This window comes from Curtobacterium sp. MCJR17_020, from assembly GCF_003234365.2.
In the GTDB taxonomy this organism is placed as follows: domain Bacteria; phylum Actinomycetota; class Actinomycetes; order Actinomycetales; family Microbacteriaceae; genus Curtobacterium.
Genome location: NZ_CP126260.1, coordinates 78,361 through 97,776 on the forward strand (window position 1 = coordinate 78,361; position 19,416 = coordinate 97,776).

The window sequence follows — 19,416 nt, forward strand, 5'->3', positions numbered from 1 at the left end:
CAACGCGCAAGGAGCACCACGCACATGACGATCACCGACCCGACCACCGTGACCACCGACGCAGCCACCACCACGCACCCGCTCGGCAGCCTGACGCCCGATGAGTTCACCGCCGTCCGCGACCTCGTCACGGCGCAGCCGGACTGGACCGACACCACCCGCTTCGCCTACGTCGGCCTCGAGGAGCCGCACAAGCAGGAGGTCCTGGCGTGGCAGGCCGGCGACGGCCCCCTGCCGGACCGCACGGCCCGGGTGATGCTGCTCGACATGGCGACCGGTCGCTCCACCGACCGCGTCGTGTCGATCACCACCGGCGCGGTGCTGCGGACCGACGTGCTGGACGGGTCCCGTGGCCAGCTGCCTGTCCTGATCGAGGAGTTCGACGCCGTCGGCGAGATCGCGAACGCGGACGAGCGCTGGGTCGCTGCCCTGGCGAAGCGCGGACTGTCCGCCGACGAGGTCAAGTGCGTGCCGCTGTCCGCCGGGTACTACGACTACCCGGAAGAGGTCGGTCGGCGCATCCTGCGCGTGCTCGCCTTCAAGCAGGACCACCCGGCCGACCACGTGTGGGCGCACCCCGTCGACGGCCTGTCGGCGTACGTCGACGCCGCGAACCGGGCCGTCACGCGGATCGTGGACGTGGCGGACATGCCCGTGCCGACCACCTCGGGGAACTTCGACGACCCGGCGATGCAGGGCGAACCGCTCGACCTCAAGCCGATCGTCATCACCCAGCCCGAGGGGCCGTCGTTCCGCGTCGACGGCGAGTTCGTCGAGTGGGCGAACTGGCGGTTCCAGGTCGGCTTCGACGCCCGCGAGGGACTCGTGCTCCGCCAGCTCTCGTGGCAGGACGGCGAGCGGCTGCGCCCGATCGTGTACCGGGCGTCGATCGACGAGATGCTCGTGCCGTACGGCGACCCGTCTCCGGTGCGGTTCTGGCAGAACTACTTCGACACCGGCGAGTACCTGTTCGGGCGGTTCACGAACTCGCTCGAGCTCGGCTGCGACTGCGTCGGCGAGATCCAGTACTTCGACGCCGTCCTGGCCGACGAGCTCGGCAACCCGCAGACCATCCGCAACGGCATCTGCATGCACGAGGAGGACTTCGGCACGCTCTGGAAGCACGGCGACATCTACACGGGCTCGCAGGAGGTCCGTCGGTCCCGGCGCCTGGTGATCTCGTTCTTCACCACCGTCGGCAACTACGACTACGGCTTCTACTGGTACCTGTACCTGGACGGCACGATCGAGTGCGAGGCGAAGCTCACCGGCGTGCTCTTCACCAGCTCGTACCCGGGGCGATCGGAGTCCGGCGATGACTACCCGTACGCATCCGAGGTCGCCCCCGGCCTCGGTGCCCCGTACCACCAGCACCTGTTCTCGGCGCGGCTCGACATGATGGTCGACGGGCTGTCGAACGCCGTGGACGAGGTCGACGCCGTGCGGGTGCCGGTCGGGCCGGGCAACGAGCACGGCAACGCGTTCACGAAGTCGGTGACCCGGATCGCGTCGGAGTCGTCGTCGGGTCGTCTCGCCGACGCGTCCAAGGCGCGCACGTGGTTCGTCTCGAACACCCAGGAGCGCAACCACCTCGACCGCCCCACCGGCTACGTGCTGTACCCGCAGGACGCCCCCGTGCTGCTCGCCGACGACTCGTCCTCCGTCGCCGCCCGTGCCGAGTTCGCCCGCAAGCACCTGTACGTCACGCAGTACGACCCGGCGGAGCGCTTCGCCGCCGGCGACTTCGTGCACCAGAACCCCGGCGGCGACGGGGTCGCCCGCTACGTCGAGGGGGACCGACCGCTCGACGGCGAGGACATCGTGCTCTGGCACACCTTCGGCCCGACGCACTTCCCGCGGCCCGAGGACTGGCCCGTCATGCCGGTCGACCACGCCAAGTTCACGCTCAAGCCGTACGGGTTCTTCCCGCGGAACCCGGCGCTCAACGTGCCGGCCGCGATCGGTGCGACCGCGGCGTCGCACTGCTCGCACCGAGCGTCCGGTGGCGTCGAGGCGGCGCACGACGCCGTCGCACACGACCACGGGCACGGACACTGACGTGACCGACCTGCTCGGGCTCGCCGCGATCGTGCCGGCGTCCGCCGGGGCCTGCTGCACGGTCGGGGCGTGGCGCCCCGGCCGTGCGGTCGACGTGGTGGCGGCAGTGGTGATGGTGGCCGCGATGGTGGACGGGGCCTTCGGGCCGCGCGTCCTGCCCGGGGTGCTCTGGTTCGTGGTGCTCGCACTGCTGGCCGTGGTGGTCGCCGCAGTGCACCGGGTACAGAGTGCGTCCGGTGCGTCCGGTGCGTCCGGTGCGTCCGGTGCGTCCGGTGCGTCTGTTGCGTCCGGTTCGGACGGGAGGCCCGGGTCGGCTCCGTCGGTCCGGGGCACCTCGGCGCACGGTCGGTTCGGGCGACTGCACGCGGCGCTCGGTCTGCTGGTGATGGGCGCGCTGGGCGTCGGCATGGCGCACGACCCCGGCATGACCGGCATGACGGGTGTCGGCATGCACGGACACGACGGCGCGGTCGCCGTCACGTGGCAGGTCGTCCTCGGTGGCCTGACCACCGGCTACCTGCTGCTCACCGCCCACATGGTGCGGGACGGCATCCGGCGTCGGGCCCGGGCGCTCCCCGTCGTCGAGACGCTCGCCATGGGGATCGCGGTGGCGGTCATGGCCGCAGCGATGGTCTGAACCGGTTCGGCGCGCGAAACGTACATTTGTCGAACCGTTCGTTGCGGAAAACGTTCACGTCGTGAAAGAGTTCGAACGTCCGCAGGGGACGAACGGCCGCAGAAGGGCGGGATCAGACATGCACAGCACGTACTCCGGGATGCCTCGGGCGGCACGGATCGGTGGCAGCCACCCCCGCATCGGTCTGACCGACCCGGCCGTCATCGACGCCTACGTCGAGCGCCGCATCGAGGACCCGTCGCTCCTCGCCGGGCGCGCCGAGCCGGCGTACGCCGACTTCTTCACCGTCCCCGCCGCGTAGCAAGGAGCGCATGATCACATGCCGTTGACCGTCGTCCGTCGAGAGCACGTCCACCTCTACGCCCACGAGCCCCGATCCGAGGCCGCGAAGACCGCCGTCGACGCGCTGCTGCGCCTCCAGCACGCAGAAGAGCAGCAGATCGAGTCCGCACGCATCGAGAGCGGGCTGAGCAAGAACGAGTCGCTGGCGATCCGGTACATGCTCCAGGCGCACCGCGACGGCCGCACCATGGGGCCGAAGGACCTCGCCGTCATGCTGACCGTGTCGAACGCCTCGGTCACGAAGCTCGTGGACGCGCTCGTCGACAAGGAACTCCTGGTCCGCACAGCGCACCCCACCGACCGTCGTGCGCAGGTCCTCGAACCGACCGAACTCGCCGCCGAGAAGATCGATGCCTCGTACGCCCGCTTCCACGAAGCCGTGGTCGGGGTCCTCGACCACCTGTCCGACGCCGACAACGCCGTCCTCGCGGAGTCGCTGACGAAGATCAGCGATGCCCTCGCCGAGGGGCTGCCCGTGCCGGTGGACGAGTACGACTGACACGATCGCGGTCGACCACCAGGGTTGACGCGACCGGGCGGACGTGACCCGGGGCAGTCGTCGCGACCGCCTGAGGGCGGGAGATGCGGTGCGGCCCCGACACGGGCCTCCAGTCCAGGGGTGGCGCTAAAACCTTCCAGCGGTAAGTTGGGTGCATGACGCACCCCGCCGACGACGACGCGGCCCCGCCGCGACGCGGCGGGTACCGCAAGGGAGCCGAGCGCCGGACCCAGATCCTCGACGAGATGATCCGCATGGTCGCGGAACAGGGCGTCGACGCATCGTCGCTGCGATCCGTGGCCGAAGCCCTCGGGATCACCCACGCGGCGCTCCGCCACTACTTCCCCAGCCGTGACGAACTGCTGCTCGCCGTCTACCGCGAGCACGAGGTGCGCGAGCAGGGGGCGCCCGACCGGTTGAAGTCGGCGATCGGGGACATGCGCGACAGTGCCTCGCGCAACCGTGCGGTGCCGGGTCTGGTGCAGCTCTACACGACGCTCGCGGCCGACGCCGTGCAGGAGGGGCACCCGGCGACGCGCGACTTCATGCGGGAACGGTTCACGCGGCTCCGGGCCGACCTGGCCGCGTTGATCGCGGCGGACCAGGCGGCGGGGCGGATCCGCAGCGACCTGGACCCGGTCGACCTCGCGAGCTTGAGCATCGCGGCGTCCGACGGGCTGCAGGTGCAGTGGTTGCTCGACCCCGAGGCGGTCGACGGCGAGAAGGTGCTGCGGTTGCTGGAGCAGATCGTGCCCGCGCCGCCGGAGTGAGCGGCGTGTGGCGTGCGCCTGCGCGGCGCGCGCTTCGTGGCCGTGCGCTTCGTGAGCAGGAATGGTCGGGTCCCCGTTCGGGACCCGACCATTCCTGCTCACCAGGTGCGGCGCGGTGCGCGACGCACGACGTGACTACGCGTTCGCGGCCTCGGCGAGGACCGCGGCAGCGGGGTCGAAGTCCTCGGGGAGCGGCTGGATCGGGTCGATCGACGAGGTGATCTCGACGGACTGGCCCGACTCGGCGGCATCGCGGATGCCGAGCATGACGTCCAGCGCGTGCGACGCGACGGCACCGGAGGCGCGCTCCGGGCGGCCCTCGGCGATCGCGCGGGCCAGCTCGACGACGCCCGTGCCGCGGCCCCAGGTGGAGCCCTTGTGCGTCAGCGTGGTCGGCTCGTCCTTGCCGAGCGTCCACAGCGTGCTGTCACCGTCGAAGACGTTCGGGTCCGGCAGCACGATGGTGCCCTCGGAGCCGTTGATCTCGACGAAGCCGTTGCGGGGCAGTGCGTGCTGGAACGACAGGGTCGTCTGCGCCGACTGGCCACCCTCGAACGAGATGAGCGCTGCGTGGTGCGTGGGCACCTCGACGGCGAACTCGGTGCCAGCGCGGGGGCCGGAACCGATCACGCGCGTCTCGCGGGACTTCGACGACACGGCCTGCACGCGCGAGGCGGCGCCGAAGGCGTGCAGGAGCGTCGTGACGTAGTAGGGGCCGATGTCGAACAGCGGACCGGCACCCTGGGCGTACAGGAACTCGGGGTCCGGGTGCCACTGGTCCGGTCCGGGCACGTGGAACATCGTCGTCGCGGTGAGCGGCGTGCCGATGTCGCCGCGGGCGATGGCGCGGATGGCGGTCTGGATGCCCGCACCGAGGACTGTGTCGGGGGCGCAGGCGTAGCGGACACCGGCGGCCGCAGCGGCTGCGAGCAGCTCCTGCGCGTCCGAGGCGTTCGTCGCGACCGGCTTCTCGCTCCAGGTGTGCTTGCCGGCAGCGATGATCTGCTGGCCGACCTTGGCGTGCTCGGCAGGGATCGTGATGTTCACCACGATCTGGATGTCGTCGCGGGCGAGGAGCTCCTCGACCGTGCCGGACGCGGGCACGCCGTACTTCTCGGCCTGGGACGCGGCGCGCTCGAGGATGAGGTCGGCGACCATCAGGACCTCGACGTCGGCGAACTGGGTCAGGTTCGTCAGGTACTGGTCCGAGATGTTCCCCGCACCGATGATGCCGACTCCGATGCGGCTCACTTGTCGTTGTCCTTCAGCCAGGCGAGGGACTCGGTGATGCCCTGGAAGACGTCGCCCGAGTAGGCGTCGAACTCGACGACGCGGATGGCCTGCGGCGCCGCGGCGAGGATGCCCGCCACGTCCACGTCGCCCTGGCCCGCGGGGGTCTGGTTCTCGAACGCACGCTGCAGCGCCTCGGGCACGACGAGCGCGCTCTCCGACGAGGGCAGCGCGGTGAGGATGTCACCGTCGACCTTGCCGTCCTTGACGTGGATGGCGACGACACGGTCGCCGAGCGCCCGCAGGACGGCGGGGGCGTCGGCGCCGCCGACGGTCGCCCAGAAGGTGTCGAGTTCGAGCACCGTCTCCGGGCTGATCTGCGACACGAAGTGGTCGTAGACCGTGCGGCCGTCGACCTTGTTCGTGAACTCCCACTGGTGGTTGTGGTAGCCGAACTTGAGGCCGCGCGAGGCTGCCTCGGCGGTCAGGACGTTGACGCGCTCGGCGATCTTCGCGACGTCGTCGGCGGTCTGCCAGCGGTCGGTCGGGATGAACGGGTCGATGACCGTCTGGATGCCGAGGCGCTCGGCGGCGTCCCAGATCGGGGCGGTGTCCTCGGCGTCGATCACGGCGACGTGGCCGGACGGTGCCTTGAGGCCGGTCGCGGCGAAGGCACGCTCGAGGTCCGTGGCACGCTCGACGAACGCGTAGGGCTCGACGTTCTCGTACCCGATCTCGGCGACGCGGGCGATGGCCTTGTCGAGGTCTTCGGCGATGGCGTCTCGCAGCGAGTACAGCTGCACAGAAGTGGTGGGCATTGCTCAAGGCTCCTTCGGTCCTGTCTGGGTGTCGCGACACCCAGGTGTCGAAGCACCGGGTGTCGCAGTCCGTCGAGGAGCGATGCTCCACGGCGAGATCGATGACGACGCTACCCCAAAAACCACCCGGTGTGTAGTTTTTGCGTCCTCCCGTGTCGCACGTCGGTACGTGAACGACACCTGTCGATGTATGCTCAGCCAGTCAAAACCGTGCACAGGACGGTTTTGGTCACCAGCATCGACTCAAGGAGGCGTCATGAGCACACCCGAACCCGGCAGCCCGGCACTGCTGAACCCCGAAGAGGGCATCACGCAGCCGATCAGCACCGTGAAGGTGGGCATCGGCTACCAGATCGCCCTGTTCCTCGGGCAGTTCGGCCTCTTCGTCGCACTCATGGCACCGGTCTACGTCAGCATGCAGCTCAAGGCGCAGGCCCTGGTCGGCGACGACGCGGCGAACGTCATCGGCTCGGTGCTGCCGATCGGCGCGTTCGGTGCGCTCATCATGAATCCCCTCGCCGGCGCACTGTCCGACCGCACCCGCACCCGCTGGGGTCGTCGTCGGCCCTGGCTGTTGAGCGGTGTCGTCGTCTTCGCGATCGCCCTCGCCTGGATCGCCTACTCGCCCGACGTCCTGAACCTGACGCTGGCCTGGCTCCTCGCCCAGCTCGCCGCCAACGCGACGCTGGCCACCCTGCTCGCGAGCTTCGCCGACAACGTCCCCCAGCTGCAGCGCGGCCGCTCGTCGAGCATCATCGCCCTCGCGCAGAACATCGCCGTGCTCGCCGGCACCTACCTGTCGGTGTTCTTCGTCGCGAACCTGCCCGTGCTGTTCATCGCACCCGGCATCCTGGCGATCATCCTCGTCGCGGTGTACGCCGTGGTCGCCCGTGACGACCTGCCGACGTACAAGCTGAAGAAGTTCACGTTCCTGAACCTCATCGCCTCGTTCTGGACGAACCCGATCAAGAACCCGGACTTCGCGTTCGCCTGGTGGTCGCGCTTCCTGATCATCTTCGCCACCTTCATGTTCACGACCTACCGACTGCTCTACATGGAGAAGCACCTCGGCATCGAGGACGCGAAGGAGGCCACCGCGGCGGTCGCCTTCGGTGTGCTGCTCTACACGATCGCGCTCCTGGTCAGTGCGGCACTGTCCGGCTGGGCATCCGACAAGATCGGCCGTCGCAAGGTCTTCGTCGGCGGTTCGACGGCGATGTTCGCTGTCGGCCTGGTCGTGCTCGCGCACGCCGACACCGTGAACGGCTTCTACGTGGCCGAGGTCATCATGGGCTTCGCGTACGGCATCTACTCGGCCATCGACACCGCGCTCGTCGTCGACGTGCTGCCGAACGCCGACCGCCCCGGCAAGGACCTCGGCGTCATCAACATCGCGAACGCGCTGCCGCAGTCGCTCGCCCCGGCCGTCGCACTCTTCTTCCTGAAGATCGGGTCGGGCGACGCCGCCGACAACTACACGCTCATGTGCTGGGCCGCCGGTGCGATCGCCATCATCGGTGCTCTTGTGGTGATCCCCATCAAGCGGGTTCGATAGCCGGATGCACACCTCCGGGGTCGACGTGGACCGCAGCCAGCTCGCCGGGTGGCGGAACGCGATCATCGTCGCGTTCGCCATCGGCGGGATCAGCCTGGCCGGCTGGGGTCCCAGGCTCCCGGAGCTCCGCGTCGAGCTCGGTGTCGACATCGGCACCATCGGCCTCATGCTCGGCGGTGTCACCATCGGCTCGATCGGGGGCCTGCTCAGCGCCGCCCCGCTGCTCCGGCGCCTGGGCGGCCGACGTGCCCTGACGGCGGTCGCCGTCCTGGTCCCCGCCGCACTGGCACTCATCGGCGTCGCCGCTGCGCTGCACTCCGTGCCGCTCGCGAGCGTCGGGTTCGTCGTCGCCGGTGCCGGGATCGGCGCGCTCGACGTCATGGCGAACGTCGAGGGCACGGCGATCGAGGCGCTCGCCGGTCGCACGCTGCTCCCGTTGATGCACGCCGCCTGGTCGGGAGGCGCGGCCCTCGGTGCCGGGATCGCCGCCCTCTGCGCGTGGCTGGGCATCACCCCCTCAGCCCAGTTGATCGGTGAGGCCGTCGTCATCCTGGTGGTCGGCGTGATCGCGATGCGCGCGATCCCGGACGGCACGCGCGCCGAGGAACACGACACGACGCTCACCCCGCGGCAGCGCCTGCGGCAGTGGGCGCGTGGCTGGGCGGACGTCCGCCTGCTGCTGATCGGCGTCGTGATGCTCGGCGTCGAACTCGGCGAGGGGTCGGCGAACAACTGGCTCGCCCTCGCGGCCACCGACGGGCACGGTCAGACGGCGACGGTCGGCGCACTCTTCTTCACCGTGTTCGCGGTCTCCGAGGCCGCGACGCGCGTCTTCGCCGGCCCCGTCGTCGATCGACTCGGACGGGTCCGGACGGTCCGCTGGACGACCGCGCTCGGCATCCTCGGCGCCGTCCTGTTCATCGTCGGGACGACCTGGTGGCTCACGCTCATCGGCGTGGTCCTCTGGGCGGTCGGCGTCTCGATGGGGTTCCCGCTCGGCATGTCGGCCGCGGCGCAGAGCGGCCCGAACCCGGCTGCCCGGGTCAGCGTCGTCGCGTCGATCGGGTACGTCGCGAACTTCGCCGGCCCGCCCGTCATCGGCGCGATCGCCGAGCAGGTCGGCGCGCTCAGCGCGCTCTGGTTGATCGCCGTGCTCTTCGTGGCCGCCTTCGCCGCCTCCGGATCGCTGCGTCCGGTCGCCGAGCCGACCCACGAGCGCGTCAGCGACCCTCGGTAGCGTGGAGCCCATGCTCGACGCGACGCCTGCCCCGTTCGACACCCCGGCCGGCCCGATCGTCGGGACGGTGGACGGCGACGTCGTCCGCGTGCTCGGGATCCCCTACGCGCGGGCCGAGCGGTTCGCGCCGCCGGAGCCGATGCCGCCCTTCGCGAGCGAACTGCACGCGTCGACGCCGTCCCCGTGGCGCCGCAGCCGCACGCGCAGTTCGTCGACCAGCTGCTCGGCGAGGTCGAGGACATCACCGTCGACGAGCACTGCCAGCGCCTGTCGATCACGCTGCCCGCCGACGTGCAGCCCGACGAGCGCCTGCCCGTGATGGTCTGGATCCACGGCGGCTCGTACGTCATCGGCGGCGGCGATCTGCCGATCTACGACGCCCGCGACCTCGTGACCGAGCAGCGCGTGGTCGTGGTGTCGGTGACCTTCCGGCTCGGAGTCCTCGGGTTCCTGGGCGACGGGGCGTCGATCCTGGCGAACCTCGGGCTGCTCGACCTGCTCGAGTCGCTCCGCTGGGTGCAGGCGAACATCGCCGCGTTCGGTGGCGACCCCGACCTCGTCACGGTGTTCGGGCAGTCGGCCGGCGGCGACGCAGCAGCCCACCTGATGATCAGCGACGGCGCGGCCGGGCTGTTCCGCCGGGCGATCATCCAGAGCGCACCGCTCGGGTTGTCGCGCGGTCGGTCACGGATGAACCGCGCGATGATCCGGGCCGTCGGTGCCGTGCACGCCGACACCCCGCTCGACGACCTGCTCGAACGGCAGGCCCTCGGCACCCGGGCAGCTGCGCCGTACGGACTCGCGGGCGGGATGCCGTTCGGCACCCAGTACGGGTTCGCCCCGTTGCCCGCCGAACGCGACCTCGACGACGCCTGGAGTCGAGTCGCTCCCGACGTCGACGTGCTGATCGGTTCCGCGACGGACGAGACCGGCATGTACGTGCCGTTGGTCCGCGGTCTGTCGCGGGTCGCTCGGTCACGGATCCTGCGCCCGGCGCTCCGCTGGTGGGTGGTCCGTCCGCTCTCCGACGTCATCTACGGCCGCGACGTCCGACGTTTCACCGCGCGGCACCGTCGAGCCGGCGGGCGGGCGACGTCCTACCGGCTCGTCCGTGGCGTGACCACCGCGCCGACCGGCGCCGTCCACATGAGCGACCTGCCGCTGCTGCTCGGCGGCCGCGAGGCCTGGGCCGGCACCCGCTTCGTCCCCGAGCGCGACTGGCCCGAGGTCGAGCGGCGCGGCCGGGCCTTCCGTGCGATCTGGGCCGAGTTCGCCCGGACCGGCGCCGTCACCGCCCCGGACGACGAGACGCTGACCTTCGACCGGTACTGACCGTCTTCGCGCCCCCTGAACTGGCGGTCGCGTGGTCGTCCCCGGGACCGGACAATCGTCTGCATGCCCACGCCCGACGCCGATCTCCGTGCACGCATCGTGTCCGGTGCGATCGAGGCGTACCGCGCGACGGACTTCCACCGGGTCGGACCGGACGAGGTCGCCGAGCACGCCGACGTGCCGGTCGCCGAGGTCAGCCGAGCGTTCCCGATGTGGGAACTCCTCGTCGTCGCCGTCATCGACCGGTGGAACAACGGCAGCCGACTCGCCCTGTGGCCCGTCGCCGAACGGGACGGTGCCGTCGCGTACCTGCGTGCCCGGCTCGAGGCCGGCATCACGGACCCGGCCCTCGTCCGGCTCCGGATCGCCGTGCTCAGCGCCGCATCGAACCCCGGCCACCCCGCAGCCGGGTGGTTCCGTACCCAGTACACCCGGGCGTTCGAGGACCTCACCCTCGCCCTGGTCCGTGACGTCGTCGCCGCCCGCGAGCCGCGGGGTGCCTCGCCCCGGCACGCCGCCGAGCAGCTCATGGCCCTGTTCGAGGGGCTGCAGCTGCAGGCGATGGTCCGTGACGACGCCGAGCCGCTGAGCGGCTTCGACCGCGCCGTCGCCCGTATGCGGGTCGGCTGGGCAGCAGCGCGCGTCGACGCCTGAGGACTCCGAGCGGGAGCACGGACGGGAGGCACGGCGCGGCTTGCGTGCGTCGGCTCGCCCACCTGGCATGGTCGGCCCATGGAGTACACCGACTACGACACCCGGCTCGCCGCCTACGGCGTGATCACGGACGGTGACCGGGTGCTCCTGGCGAAGCTGCGCTTCCCCGAAGCCGGCACGTGGACGTTGCCGGGCGGCGGCGTCGAGTTCGACGAGACCGTCGAGCAGGCCGTCGTGCGCGAGGTCCGCGAGGAGACCGGGTACGAGTCGGAGGTCGGTGCCCTGCTCGGCGTCCGGCACCACGTCGTCCCCGCCGAGCGCCGGATCCACGCCAACGGTCGCCCGATGAAGGCCGTGCAGGTCGTGTTCCGCGCGACGGTCGTCGGCGGCGCACTGCGCGACGAGATCAACGGGTCGACCGACGAGTCGCGCTGGCTGCCCATCGCCGAGCTCCCGCACCACCGGCACGGGCTGCTCGTGCCCGTCGCACTGGCGTGGGCGGGCGCGCTCACCCGCTGACGCGACGCGCTACTCGGCGACGATGCTCAGGACGTTGCCCGACGGGTCGGTGAACCACGCGATGAGCGGGCCGCCCGTGCGGTTCACGCCCTTCTCGTCGGTCATCCCCTCGTACTGCAGGAACGCGACGCCCTTCTCGGTGAGCTCGTCCACCGCGGCGTCGACGTCCGGCACCGGGAAGTTCAGCACCGTGAAGGCAGCCGGTTCGTGCGCAGGGCCCTTCGGGTAGACGAGGACACCGTGGCCGTCGCCGAGCTGCAGGAAGAGCATGCCGTGGTCCTCGGTGACCTCGACCCCCAGGACGTCCTGGTAGAACGCCTTCGCCTCGGGGACATCGCGCACCGAGAACCCGCTGAACGCCTTCGTCGCATCGATCATGCGGCCAGTGAACCACCCCGGTCCGGTGTCGGCGCGCTCTGCCAGGATGGGGCCGTGAGCCACCCGGACAGCAGCGTCGACGACGCCGTCGAGCGTGCGGTCGAGCTGGCCTCGGCGGGCCCCCGGGCAGTGCTCGGCATCGCGGGTGCTCCCGGCGCCGGCAAGTCGACCCTGGCCCGCCGCGTGGTCGCCGCCGTCGGCGAGCGACTCGGGGCCGGCACGGCGGTGCAGGTGCCGATGGACGGCTTCCACCTGTCGAACGCCGCGCTCGACGCCCTCGGCCGGCACGACCGCAAGGGCGCAGTCGACACCTTCGACGCCGACGGCTACGTCGCCCTGGTCCGACGACTCGTCGCTGCCGACACCACCGTGTGGGCGCCGGACTTCGACCGCCGCATCGACGAGCCCGTCGCCGGCAGCATCGCCGTCCCGCCGACCGCCCGGCTCGTGGTGTCCGAGGGGAACTACCTGCTCGACGACGCCGAACCGTGGGCAGCGCTCGGCGACCTGTTCACCGAGACCTGGTTCTGCGCCGTCGACGACGGGGTGCGGGTCGACCGCCTGGTCGGTCGGCACATGCGTCACGGTCGCGACCACGACGCCGCGCGCGCGTGGGCGGTGGAGGTCGACGGTGTGAACGCGGCGAGGGTCGCGCCCACGGTGATCCGTGCCTCCAGGACGGTTCGGACGTGACCAGCAGAACGACGTGACACCGATCGAAGGAGCGACCATGACCATCGCCATCGCCATCACCGGAGCGACCGGCAACATCGGGGGCGCCGTCGCACGCGCGCTCGCCGCGGACGGCGTGCCGTTCCGGATGATCGTGCGCGACGCAGCGCGCGCCCCGGAGCTGCCCGGCGCCGAGGTCGCGGTCGCGACGTTCGCCGACGCCGACGCCAGCCGCGCGGCACTCGAGGGGATCGACGTGCTCCTGATGGTGTCGGCGGCCGAGGCCGAGGACCGGCTCGACCAGCACCGCACCTTCGTCGCAGCAGCTGCCGGGGCCGGCGTGCGGCACGTCGTCTACACGTCGTTCCTCGGCGCGGCCGAGGACGCGACCTTCACCCTCGGGCGCGACCACTGGGCGACCGAGCAGGCGATCCGCGCGACCGACACGGCGTACACGTTCCTGCGGGACAGCTTCTACCTGGACTTCGTCGAGGACCTGGTCGGTGAGGACGGCGTGATCCGCGGGCCGGCAGGCGACGGCGCCATGGCGGCGGTCGCCCGTGCAGACGTCGCACGGGTCGCGACGGCCGTGTTGCGGGACCCGGGCGCGCACGTGAACAGCACCTACGAGCTGACCGGGCCAGCAGCGATCACGCTCGCCGAAGCCGCCGCGGTGGTGTCCGACGTGCGCGGCCGCACGGTGACCTACCACCCGGAGACGCTGGACGAGGCGTACGCGTCGCGGGCGCAGTGGAACCCCGAGCCGTGGCAGGCCGATGCGTGGGTGAGCACCTACACGGCGATCGCCGAGGGGGCTCTCGCGCACGTGTCCGGCGACGTCGAGCGGATCACGGGCAGGGCGCCGATGTCGCTGCGCGAGGTGCTCGCCGCCGGGTAGCGGGCGCGGCGCCCCTCAGGACACGCGGCGCGCGGCGATCGTGCCGACGAACCCGAGCGTCAGCACCGACACGAGCACGACGAGCAGTGGTGCCGTCCAGTCCCCGGTCGCACCGTGCAGCGCGCCGGCGACGAGCGGCCCGGCCGAGCCGATCAGGTACCCGCCGCCCTGCACGAACGCGGACATCCGACGGGCATCGGCGTCGCTCGACACGATCCGCACGATCACGATGAAGATGACGGTGATGCCGCCGCCCTGGGCTGCACCGCCGAGCACCGACCACAGCAGCCAGAGCTGCGGGGCGAACAGCAGCCCGAGCGGCATCGCCAGCCACAGGAACGCGACGAGCGCGATGATCGCCCGCGGCCGCCACTTCGCCGCGAGCAGCGGGACCCCGAGCGCACCGACCACGGCCAGGATCTGGAACACCGACGAGCTCGCCCCGGACGACGCCTTCGAGAACCCGATCTCGTCGTGCAGCAGGGTCGGGATCCAGGCGGTCAGGGCGTAGTACGAGAACGCCTGGCCACCGAACGCCAGCGTGAGGCCCCACGTGATGAGTCGTCGCGCGGGACGGACCGGCTCGGCGGCGGTGGCAGCAGCGGCAGCCGCGGCCCGGTCGGCGCGGATCGTCCGGATCGCCCCGGTGTCGAGCACCTGGTCGATCGGCCCGGTGATCGGCAGGGGTTCGTCGTCGGAGCGCACCGGGCGGCGCCACGCGGCCCGGGCACCCACTGCGTACGTCCAGGCGAACCCGGCGATGACCGCGAAGACCGCCCACACGGCGATCGCGACGGGCCAACCCCACAGCGCCGCCAGGGGAGCGGTCGCGAGTGAGGTGATCATCGACCCGACGTTGAGCGCCGACGTGTAGACGCCGGTGACCAGGCCGACACGCTCCGGCGAGGTGTCCCGCCGGATGACGACGGGGATCACCACGTTGCCGATCGTGATGCCGATGCCGATCACCGCGGTGCCGATGAGCAGTGCGGCGGACGACGGCATCGAACGCACCACGGTGCCGGCGAGCACGATGACGAGCGACAGGGACACCGCACGCTCGGGGTCGGCCTTTGCGATGACCCAGCTGGCGAACGGCGTCGCCAGGGCGAAGCAGAGCACGGGGATCGTCGTCAGCAGCCCGGCGATCGTGGACGTCAGGCCGAGGTCGAGCCGGACGTCGCCGATGACCGGGGCCGTCGCGACGATCGGCCCGCGGAAGTTCAGTGCGATGAGGACGATGGCGGCGGGCAGCACCCACGCGGCGGCACGCAGCCCCTGCCGCGTCGCGCCGGTCCGGCCGCGCCCGCTCGTCGCGTCGGTCCCGCCCGTCGCATCGGTCCCGCCCGTCACGGCAGCAGGATCGGGAGCAGGTCCAGCGGGGTGGCGGCCCTGGCGATGGTGCCCTCGGCCTCGGCGGGCGAGCCGTACCCCCACTCGGCGAAGACCACCGGGACACCGTGCACCGTGGCGCCCTCGACGTCGTGCACCCGGTCACCGATGAGCACCGGGCGGCTGATGTCGAACCCGCGGGCGTCGAGGCGTCGCAGCGCTTCCTCGACGACGTCGGCCTTGCTCGACCGGACCTCGTCGTCGCTCGCACCCGTGATGATGTCGATGTCCCCGGTGAGCCCGTAGTGCTCGAGGATGTACGTCGCCGGCGTCTCGGGCTTGCTCGTCGCGGTCGAGATCGGCAGCCCGGCGTCGTGCAGCGTGCGGAGCACGACGTCGATGCCGGGGAACATCGTCGAGTCGAGGGCCCCGTGCGAGAAGTAGTGCTCGCGGTACACAGCGAGGGTGTACTCCGCCTGCGCCTCGTCCATGCCCATCGCGACCCGGAACGTGTCCATGATCGGCGGGCCGACGAACGACATCAGGGTGTCGTGGTCGGGCACCGGGACGCCGACGGTGCGGAAGGTGTGCGTCAGACTCTCGAGGATGCCCGGCGCGGAGTCGCTGATGGTGCCGTCGAGGTCGAACAGGATGGCGGAGAACGGGCTGGTCATGTCCTGCCCACCCTACCGGCGGCGGTCGACGGGACCATCCTGGTGCCGCGGGCGACGGGGCGGACGTGCACCGGGCCTCCCGGTCGGCGGTTCCTGCGGGAGACGCTGCGGGCGGCGAGCGGAACGCTCAGAACAGGCGGGTGTGCCCGCCCTCGATGCCGCGCATCGCGTCGTAGTCGAGCACGAGGACGCGGATGCCGCGGTCCTCGGCGAGGGTGCGCGCCTGCGGCGCCACTGTCTGCGCCGCCAGCACGCCCTGCACCGGCCGCAGGTGCGGATCGCGGTTCATGAGCTCGAGGTAGCGCGTGAGCTGCTCGACCGCGTCGATGTTGGCGTTGCGCTTCATCTCGACCGCGACGCTCGCACCGGCGTCGTCGCGCGCCAGGATGTCGACCGGCCCGATGGCGGTCATGTACTCGCGGCGGACCAGCGTGTGGCCGTCGCCGAGCAGTTCGATCTGCTCCGCGAGGAGCTGCTGCAGGTGCGCCTCGACCCCGTCCTTCACCAGGCCCGGGTCGACGCCGAGGTCGTGGGTCTGGTCCGCGATGACCTCGTGGATGGACACGATCAGGCGGTCCTGGGTCTTCTTCTGCGTCACCGTCCAGACCTCGGTGATGCCACCGACGGTCTGCTCCTCGTCGGGCTCGCTCATCTCGATCGAGCACGGCGGGCTCATCCAGTTCAGCGGCTTGTAGCTGCCGCCGTCGGAGTGCACGAGCAGCGAGCCGTCCGCCTTGAGCATGAGCAGACGGGTCGCGAGCGGCAGGTGGGCTGAGAGCCGTCCGGCGTAGTCGACGGAGCAGCGGGCGATGACGAGACGCACCCGGGAAGCCTAACGGGCGTCGCGTCCCGACCCGGACGGCGCGCTCGTCGCGTCGGCAGCGCTGGTTGCGTTGGCAGCGCTGGTTGCGTTGTCGGCGTTGTCGGCGTGGTCAGCGCTGTCGGCCGGGAGGCGCGGCTCGCCCCCGCCGTGTCCGTCGCCGCTCCCGCGGGTCGGCCGGGCGGCGGCGCCGGTCTCACGGGCAGCACCCGACGCGAGTCCCGCCGCGATGATGAACACGAAGACGACCAGGAGCGCACCGAGCAGTCCGACGTGCTCGCCGAGGAACCCGATGAGCGGAGGACCGGCCAGGAACGCCACGTACCCGATGGTCGCGACGGCGCTGACCTTGGCGGCGGCCGTGCGGGGGTCGTCGGCGGCGGCCGACATGCCCATCGGGAAGCCGAGGCTGGCACCGAGGCCCCAGAGCACGACGCCCACGATCGCGAGCGGCACGTTGTCGATGAAGATGAGCATGCCGAGGCCGACCACCGCGACGGCGGCGCTGATGCGCAGGATCGGGACGCGCCCGAACTTGTCGATGAGGGGGCTGCCGGCGACGCGGCCGACGGTCATCGCGGCGAGGAACACCGTGAGCACACCGGCGCCGGCGGCGTTGTCGAGTCCGTGTCCGTCGATCATCGCGAGCGGCAGCCAGTCGTTCGCGGAGCCCTCGGCCAGGGCCATGCCGAGCACGATCACGCCGATCAGGATCGTGGACGGCTGCGCCCAGACCTGCATGCGGGTGAGCGGCGTCGCGACCGGGCTGGTGTCGGTGGAGACCTGCTCGGCGAAGCGGTGCTCGTCCTGGAACTTCGTGACGGCGACGAGCATCACGGCGCTCGTGATGACGACCAGCACGATGAAGTGCACGGAGACCGGGACCTCGAGCCGCTCGGCCAGGGCACCGAGCCCGGCGCCCGCCAGCGTGCCGAGAGAGAACGCGGCGTGGAACAGCGGCATGATCGTGCGCCCGCCGGCCTTCTCGGCTGCGGCACCGGACACGTTCATCGACACGTCGCACAGGCCGTTGCCGAACCCGAAGGCGATGAGGGCGATCCAGATGGCGGCGAAGCCCCACCCGAGCGTGACCGCGATGCCGGCGAAGACCATGCCGAGCGCCAAGCAGGCGGCGGCGATCTGGATCCCGCGGCGCGCGCCGAGCTTGGCGACGATGTGGCCGGCGAAGGTCAGGCCACCGATCGAACCGACGGCCATGCCCAGGACGAGCAGGCCCATCTCGAACGTGCTCGCGCCCAATGAGTCGCGGACGCTCGGGATCCGGCCGAGCCACGTCGCGATGTCGAGCCCGGACAGGGTGAACACCACGAACACCGCGATGATCCAGGCCCTGGTGGTCGGAACGGTGCGGGTGGACGGCGTCGTCATGGTGGTCCCATCGTGCTTCGTTGCTGGTGGTCGTCGTGCGGGTCGCGCTGCGCGTTTTGTTCTGGGTCGGCCGCTATCGAATCGATTCGACCGCTTGTTCCCGCTACGCTAACCGGCGATGGACGAACCGGCAACAGCACTCGGCGCGTCGCCTTCCCGCGGCGGAGTCACCCGTCGGTCGCGCCCGACGCTGGCCGCGGTCGCCCGTGCCGCCGGTGTCGCGCCGTCGACGGCCTCGCTCGCGTTCAGCGGCAGCGGCCCGGTGTCCGAGGACGCCAAGGCACGAGTCCTCGCCGCTGCCGCCGAGCTCGGGTACGGCGGTCCCGATCCCCGTGCGCGTTCGCTCCGCCGAGGCCGTTCCGGCGTCATCGGCGTCGTGATGGACGAGCGCCTGAGCGATGCCTTCCGCGACCCGGTGAACGTCCTGACGCTCGACGGCATCGCCGAGGTCGCCGGGGCTGCGGGGGCTTCGCTCTTGCTGGTCCGGAGTCCGCTCGACGATGAGCAGGGTGCCGGCCCGCTGGTGGATGCCCCGATGGACGCCGTCGTGCTCGTGGGGTGCAACGTCCGGATTGACCCGGCCGTGGCGGTGCTGCGGCGTCGGCAGATCCCCGTCGTCGCGATCGAGGCGGACGAGATCGAGGGTGCCGTGCCCGTCCAGCTCGACAACCGGGATGCCTCACGCCGTGCTGCTGCGTACCTGCAGGACCTCGGGCACGCCGACGTCACGGTGGTGACGCTGCCGCTCGATGCTGCTCGCCGGCGGGGGCCGGTTGACGACGACCGCTTCGCCTCGGGCATCGCGTTCACCACGCTCGAACGGCTCCGCGGTGTGCGCGAGGTCTACCCCTCCGCCGTGGCGGTCGAGACTGCTGGCAGTTCGGTGGAAGAAGGACGTCTGGCTGGTGTCGAGCTGTTCGCCGCGGACGGGCCACGGCCGACCGCGGTCATCGCGCAGAGTGACCTGATCGCCGTCGGGGTGATCTCGGCTGCCCTCGACGCCGGGCTGCGGGTGCCCGAGGACGTCAGCGTCGTCGGGTTCGACGGCATCACGGTGGACGACAGCCTGTTGCACCGGACCCCGATCCGGCACCTGACCACACTCGTGCAGCCGTTCGTGCAGAAGGGACAGGCCGCCGCTCGTGCTGCGCTGGCCATGCTCGAGGGGGCGGAGCCGCAGCCGGCGTCGTTCACGTCGGAGTTGCGGGTGGGGGACACGACGGGGTCGCCGCCGACTTCGCGTTGATCCGTGTCCTTCGGAATACGTTCAACCCGGAACTCGGCGGCGCTGGTCTGATTCCGCGCGCCTCTCAGTGCCCAAGGCGCTGCGATGCGAGTATTGCTCGATGATCCCGCGTGCGCCCAGCGACATGAACAATCGCCCTCGCTGTGGTTCGTCGTAGTAGATCATTGCCGACGTCGGGCTACTGCTAAAGCCTCGGCGTTTGCATAACGTACGCCCCGAGAGCCCGCTGCTGACTACGGAGGGCTCGGCCACTAGGGCGTAGCTGTCCTCACCCTGCCCCTCTTTGCCGCACGCCGCCGTGGCCCCGATCGACGCAGTCGGCAGGACGAGGGCATCGCCTTCACCACAGTCGAACG

General features: G+C 71.2%; 20 protein-coding genes. 13 read left to right on the forward strand and 7 right to left on the reverse strand.

What is annotated here, in order from left to right; genetic code table 11:
- Positions 1 to 24 precede the first annotated feature (24 nt).
- The 5 genes from DEJ14_RS00360 (at position 25) to DEJ14_RS00380 (ending at position 4,306) form a co-directional block, all read left to right on the forward strand.
- Complete coding sequence (locus tag DEJ14_RS00360; protein WP_111083739.1) at positions 25 to 2,058, forward strand: primary-amine oxidase; 2,034 nt, start codon at positions 25 to 27, stop codon at positions 2,056 to 2,058.
- A 1-nt stretch (position 2,059) separates the two neighbouring features.
- The gene (locus DEJ14_RS00365; RefSeq protein ID WP_146249659.1) at positions 2,060 to 2,695 is read left to right on the forward strand and encodes a hypothetical protein; all 636 of its coding nucleotides are present in this window, start codon (positions 2,060 to 2,062) and stop codon (positions 2,693 to 2,695) included.
- A 118-nt stretch (positions 2,696 to 2,813) separates the two neighbouring features.
- Positions 2,814 to 2,996 carry a hypothetical protein gene (locus DEJ14_RS00370; protein WP_111083741.1) on the forward strand — a complete coding sequence of 61 codons (183 nt, stop codon included), beginning with the start codon at positions 2,814 to 2,816 and terminating at the stop codon, positions 2,994 to 2,996.
- 18 nt (positions 2,997 to 3,014) lie between these two features.
- Positions 3,015 to 3,536 (forward strand): MarR family winged helix-turn-helix transcriptional regulator, encoded by a 522-nt coding sequence (locus DEJ14_RS00375; protein ID WP_111083742.1) that lies wholly within the window; start codon positions 3,015 to 3,017, stop codon positions 3,534 to 3,536.
- 155 nt (positions 3,537 to 3,691) lie between these two features.
- Entirely contained in the window at positions 3,692 to 4,306 is a 615-nt protein-coding gene (locus DEJ14_RS00380) for a TetR/AcrR family transcriptional regulator (RefSeq protein ID WP_111083743.1), read from the forward strand.
- Positions 4,307 to 4,441: 135 nt separating this feature from the next.
- On the opposite strand, the gene DEJ14_RS00385 is transcribed toward DEJ14_RS00380, so the two are convergent.
- Positions 4,442 to 5,557, reverse strand: a complete 1,116-nt coding sequence (locus DEJ14_RS00385) for a Gfo/Idh/MocA family protein (protein WP_111083744.1) — start codon at positions 5,555 to 5,557, stop codon at positions 4,442 to 4,444.
- The gene (locus DEJ14_RS00390) at positions 5,554 to 6,354 is read right to left on the reverse strand and encodes a sugar phosphate isomerase/epimerase family protein (protein WP_181437372.1); all 801 of its coding nucleotides are present in this window, start codon (positions 6,352 to 6,354) and stop codon (positions 5,554 to 5,556) included. Before DEJ14_RS00390 ends, DEJ14_RS00385 begins: the two co-directional genes overlap by 4 nt.
- A gap of 256 nt (positions 6,355 to 6,610) precedes the next feature.
- On the opposite strand from DEJ14_RS00390, the gene DEJ14_RS00395 reads away from it, so the two are divergent.
- The 5 genes from DEJ14_RS00395 to DEJ14_RS00415 all read left to right on the forward strand — a co-directional run bounded on the left by DEJ14_RS00395 (position 6,611) and on the right by DEJ14_RS00415 (position 11,651).
- A complete protein-coding gene (locus tag DEJ14_RS00395; protein ID WP_111083746.1) occupies positions 6,611 to 7,909 on the forward strand; it encodes an MFS transporter in 1,299 nt (432 codons plus the stop codon).
- Positions 7,910 to 7,913: 4 nt separating this feature from the next.
- Positions 7,914 to 9,146 (forward strand): MFS transporter, encoded by a 1,233-nt coding sequence (locus DEJ14_RS00400; RefSeq protein WP_111083747.1) that lies wholly within the window; start codon positions 7,914 to 7,916, stop codon positions 9,144 to 9,146.
- 183 nt (positions 9,147 to 9,329) lie between these two features.
- The gene (locus DEJ14_RS00405) at positions 9,330 to 10,478 is read left to right on the forward strand and encodes a carboxylesterase family protein (protein ID WP_258373144.1); all 1,149 of its coding nucleotides are present in this window, start codon (positions 9,330 to 9,332) and stop codon (positions 10,476 to 10,478) included.
- 63 nt (positions 10,479 to 10,541) lie between these two features.
- Positions 10,542 to 11,132 carry a TetR/AcrR family transcriptional regulator gene (locus tag DEJ14_RS00410; RefSeq protein ID WP_111083748.1) on the forward strand — a complete coding sequence of 197 codons (591 nt, stop codon included), beginning with the start codon at positions 10,542 to 10,544 and terminating at the stop codon, positions 11,130 to 11,132.
- Positions 11,133 to 11,210: 78 nt separating this feature from the next.
- Positions 11,211 to 11,651: an NUDIX hydrolase gene (locus tag DEJ14_RS00415; protein ID WP_111083749.1), complete on the forward strand. Its 441-nt coding sequence runs from the start codon at positions 11,211 to 11,213 to the stop codon at positions 11,649 to 11,651.
- Positions 11,652 to 11,660: 9 nt separating this feature from the next.
- On the opposite strand, the gene DEJ14_RS00420 is transcribed toward DEJ14_RS00415, so the two are convergent.
- Positions 11,661 to 12,029 (reverse strand): VOC family protein, encoded by a 369-nt coding sequence (locus tag DEJ14_RS00420; RefSeq protein WP_111083844.1) that lies wholly within the window; start codon positions 12,027 to 12,029, stop codon positions 11,661 to 11,663.
- 54 nt (positions 12,030 to 12,083) lie between these two features.
- Here DEJ14_RS00420 and DEJ14_RS00425 point away from each other — a divergent pair, with 54 nt between their 5' ends.
- Positions 12,084 to 12,722, forward strand: a complete 639-nt coding sequence (locus DEJ14_RS00425) for a nucleoside/nucleotide kinase family protein (protein ID WP_111083750.1) — start codon at positions 12,084 to 12,086, stop codon at positions 12,720 to 12,722.
- A 37-nt stretch (positions 12,723 to 12,759) separates the two neighbouring features.
- Complete coding sequence (locus DEJ14_RS00430; RefSeq protein WP_111083845.1) at positions 12,760 to 13,599, forward strand: NmrA family NAD(P)-binding protein; 840 nt, start codon at positions 12,760 to 12,762, stop codon at positions 13,597 to 13,599.
- A 15-nt stretch (positions 13,600 to 13,614) separates the two neighbouring features.
- Here DEJ14_RS00430 and DEJ14_RS00435 read toward each other — a convergent pair whose 3' ends face one another.
- The 4 genes from DEJ14_RS00435 to DEJ14_RS00450 form a co-directional block, all read right to left on the reverse strand.
- A complete protein-coding gene (locus DEJ14_RS00435; protein ID WP_349775263.1) occupies positions 13,615 to 14,952 on the reverse strand; it encodes an MFS transporter in 1,338 nt (445 codons plus the stop codon).
- The gene (locus tag DEJ14_RS00440) at positions 14,949 to 15,605 is read right to left on the reverse strand and encodes an HAD hydrolase-like protein (RefSeq protein ID WP_111083751.1); all 657 of its coding nucleotides are present in this window, start codon (positions 15,603 to 15,605) and stop codon (positions 14,949 to 14,951) included. Before DEJ14_RS00440 ends, DEJ14_RS00435 begins: the two co-directional genes overlap by 4 nt.
- A gap of 127 nt (positions 15,606 to 15,732) precedes the next feature.
- Positions 15,733 to 16,428, reverse strand: a complete 696-nt coding sequence (nucS, locus tag DEJ14_RS00445; protein ID WP_111083752.1) for an endonuclease NucS — start codon at positions 16,426 to 16,428, stop codon at positions 15,733 to 15,735.
- A 9-nt stretch (positions 16,429 to 16,437) separates the two neighbouring features.
- Positions 16,438 to 17,814, reverse strand: coding sequence for an MFS transporter (locus DEJ14_RS00450; RefSeq protein WP_258373145.1), 1,377 nt, complete (start codon positions 17,812 to 17,814; stop codon positions 16,438 to 16,440).
- Positions 17,815 to 17,932: 118 nt separating this feature from the next.
- Here DEJ14_RS00450 and DEJ14_RS00455 point away from each other — a divergent pair, with 118 nt between their 5' ends.
- The gene (locus tag DEJ14_RS00455; RefSeq protein WP_181437373.1) at positions 17,933 to 19,060 is read left to right on the forward strand and encodes a LacI family DNA-binding transcriptional regulator; all 1,128 of its coding nucleotides are present in this window, start codon (positions 17,933 to 17,935) and stop codon (positions 19,058 to 19,060) included.
- Positions 19,061 to 19,416 lie beyond the last annotated feature (356 nt).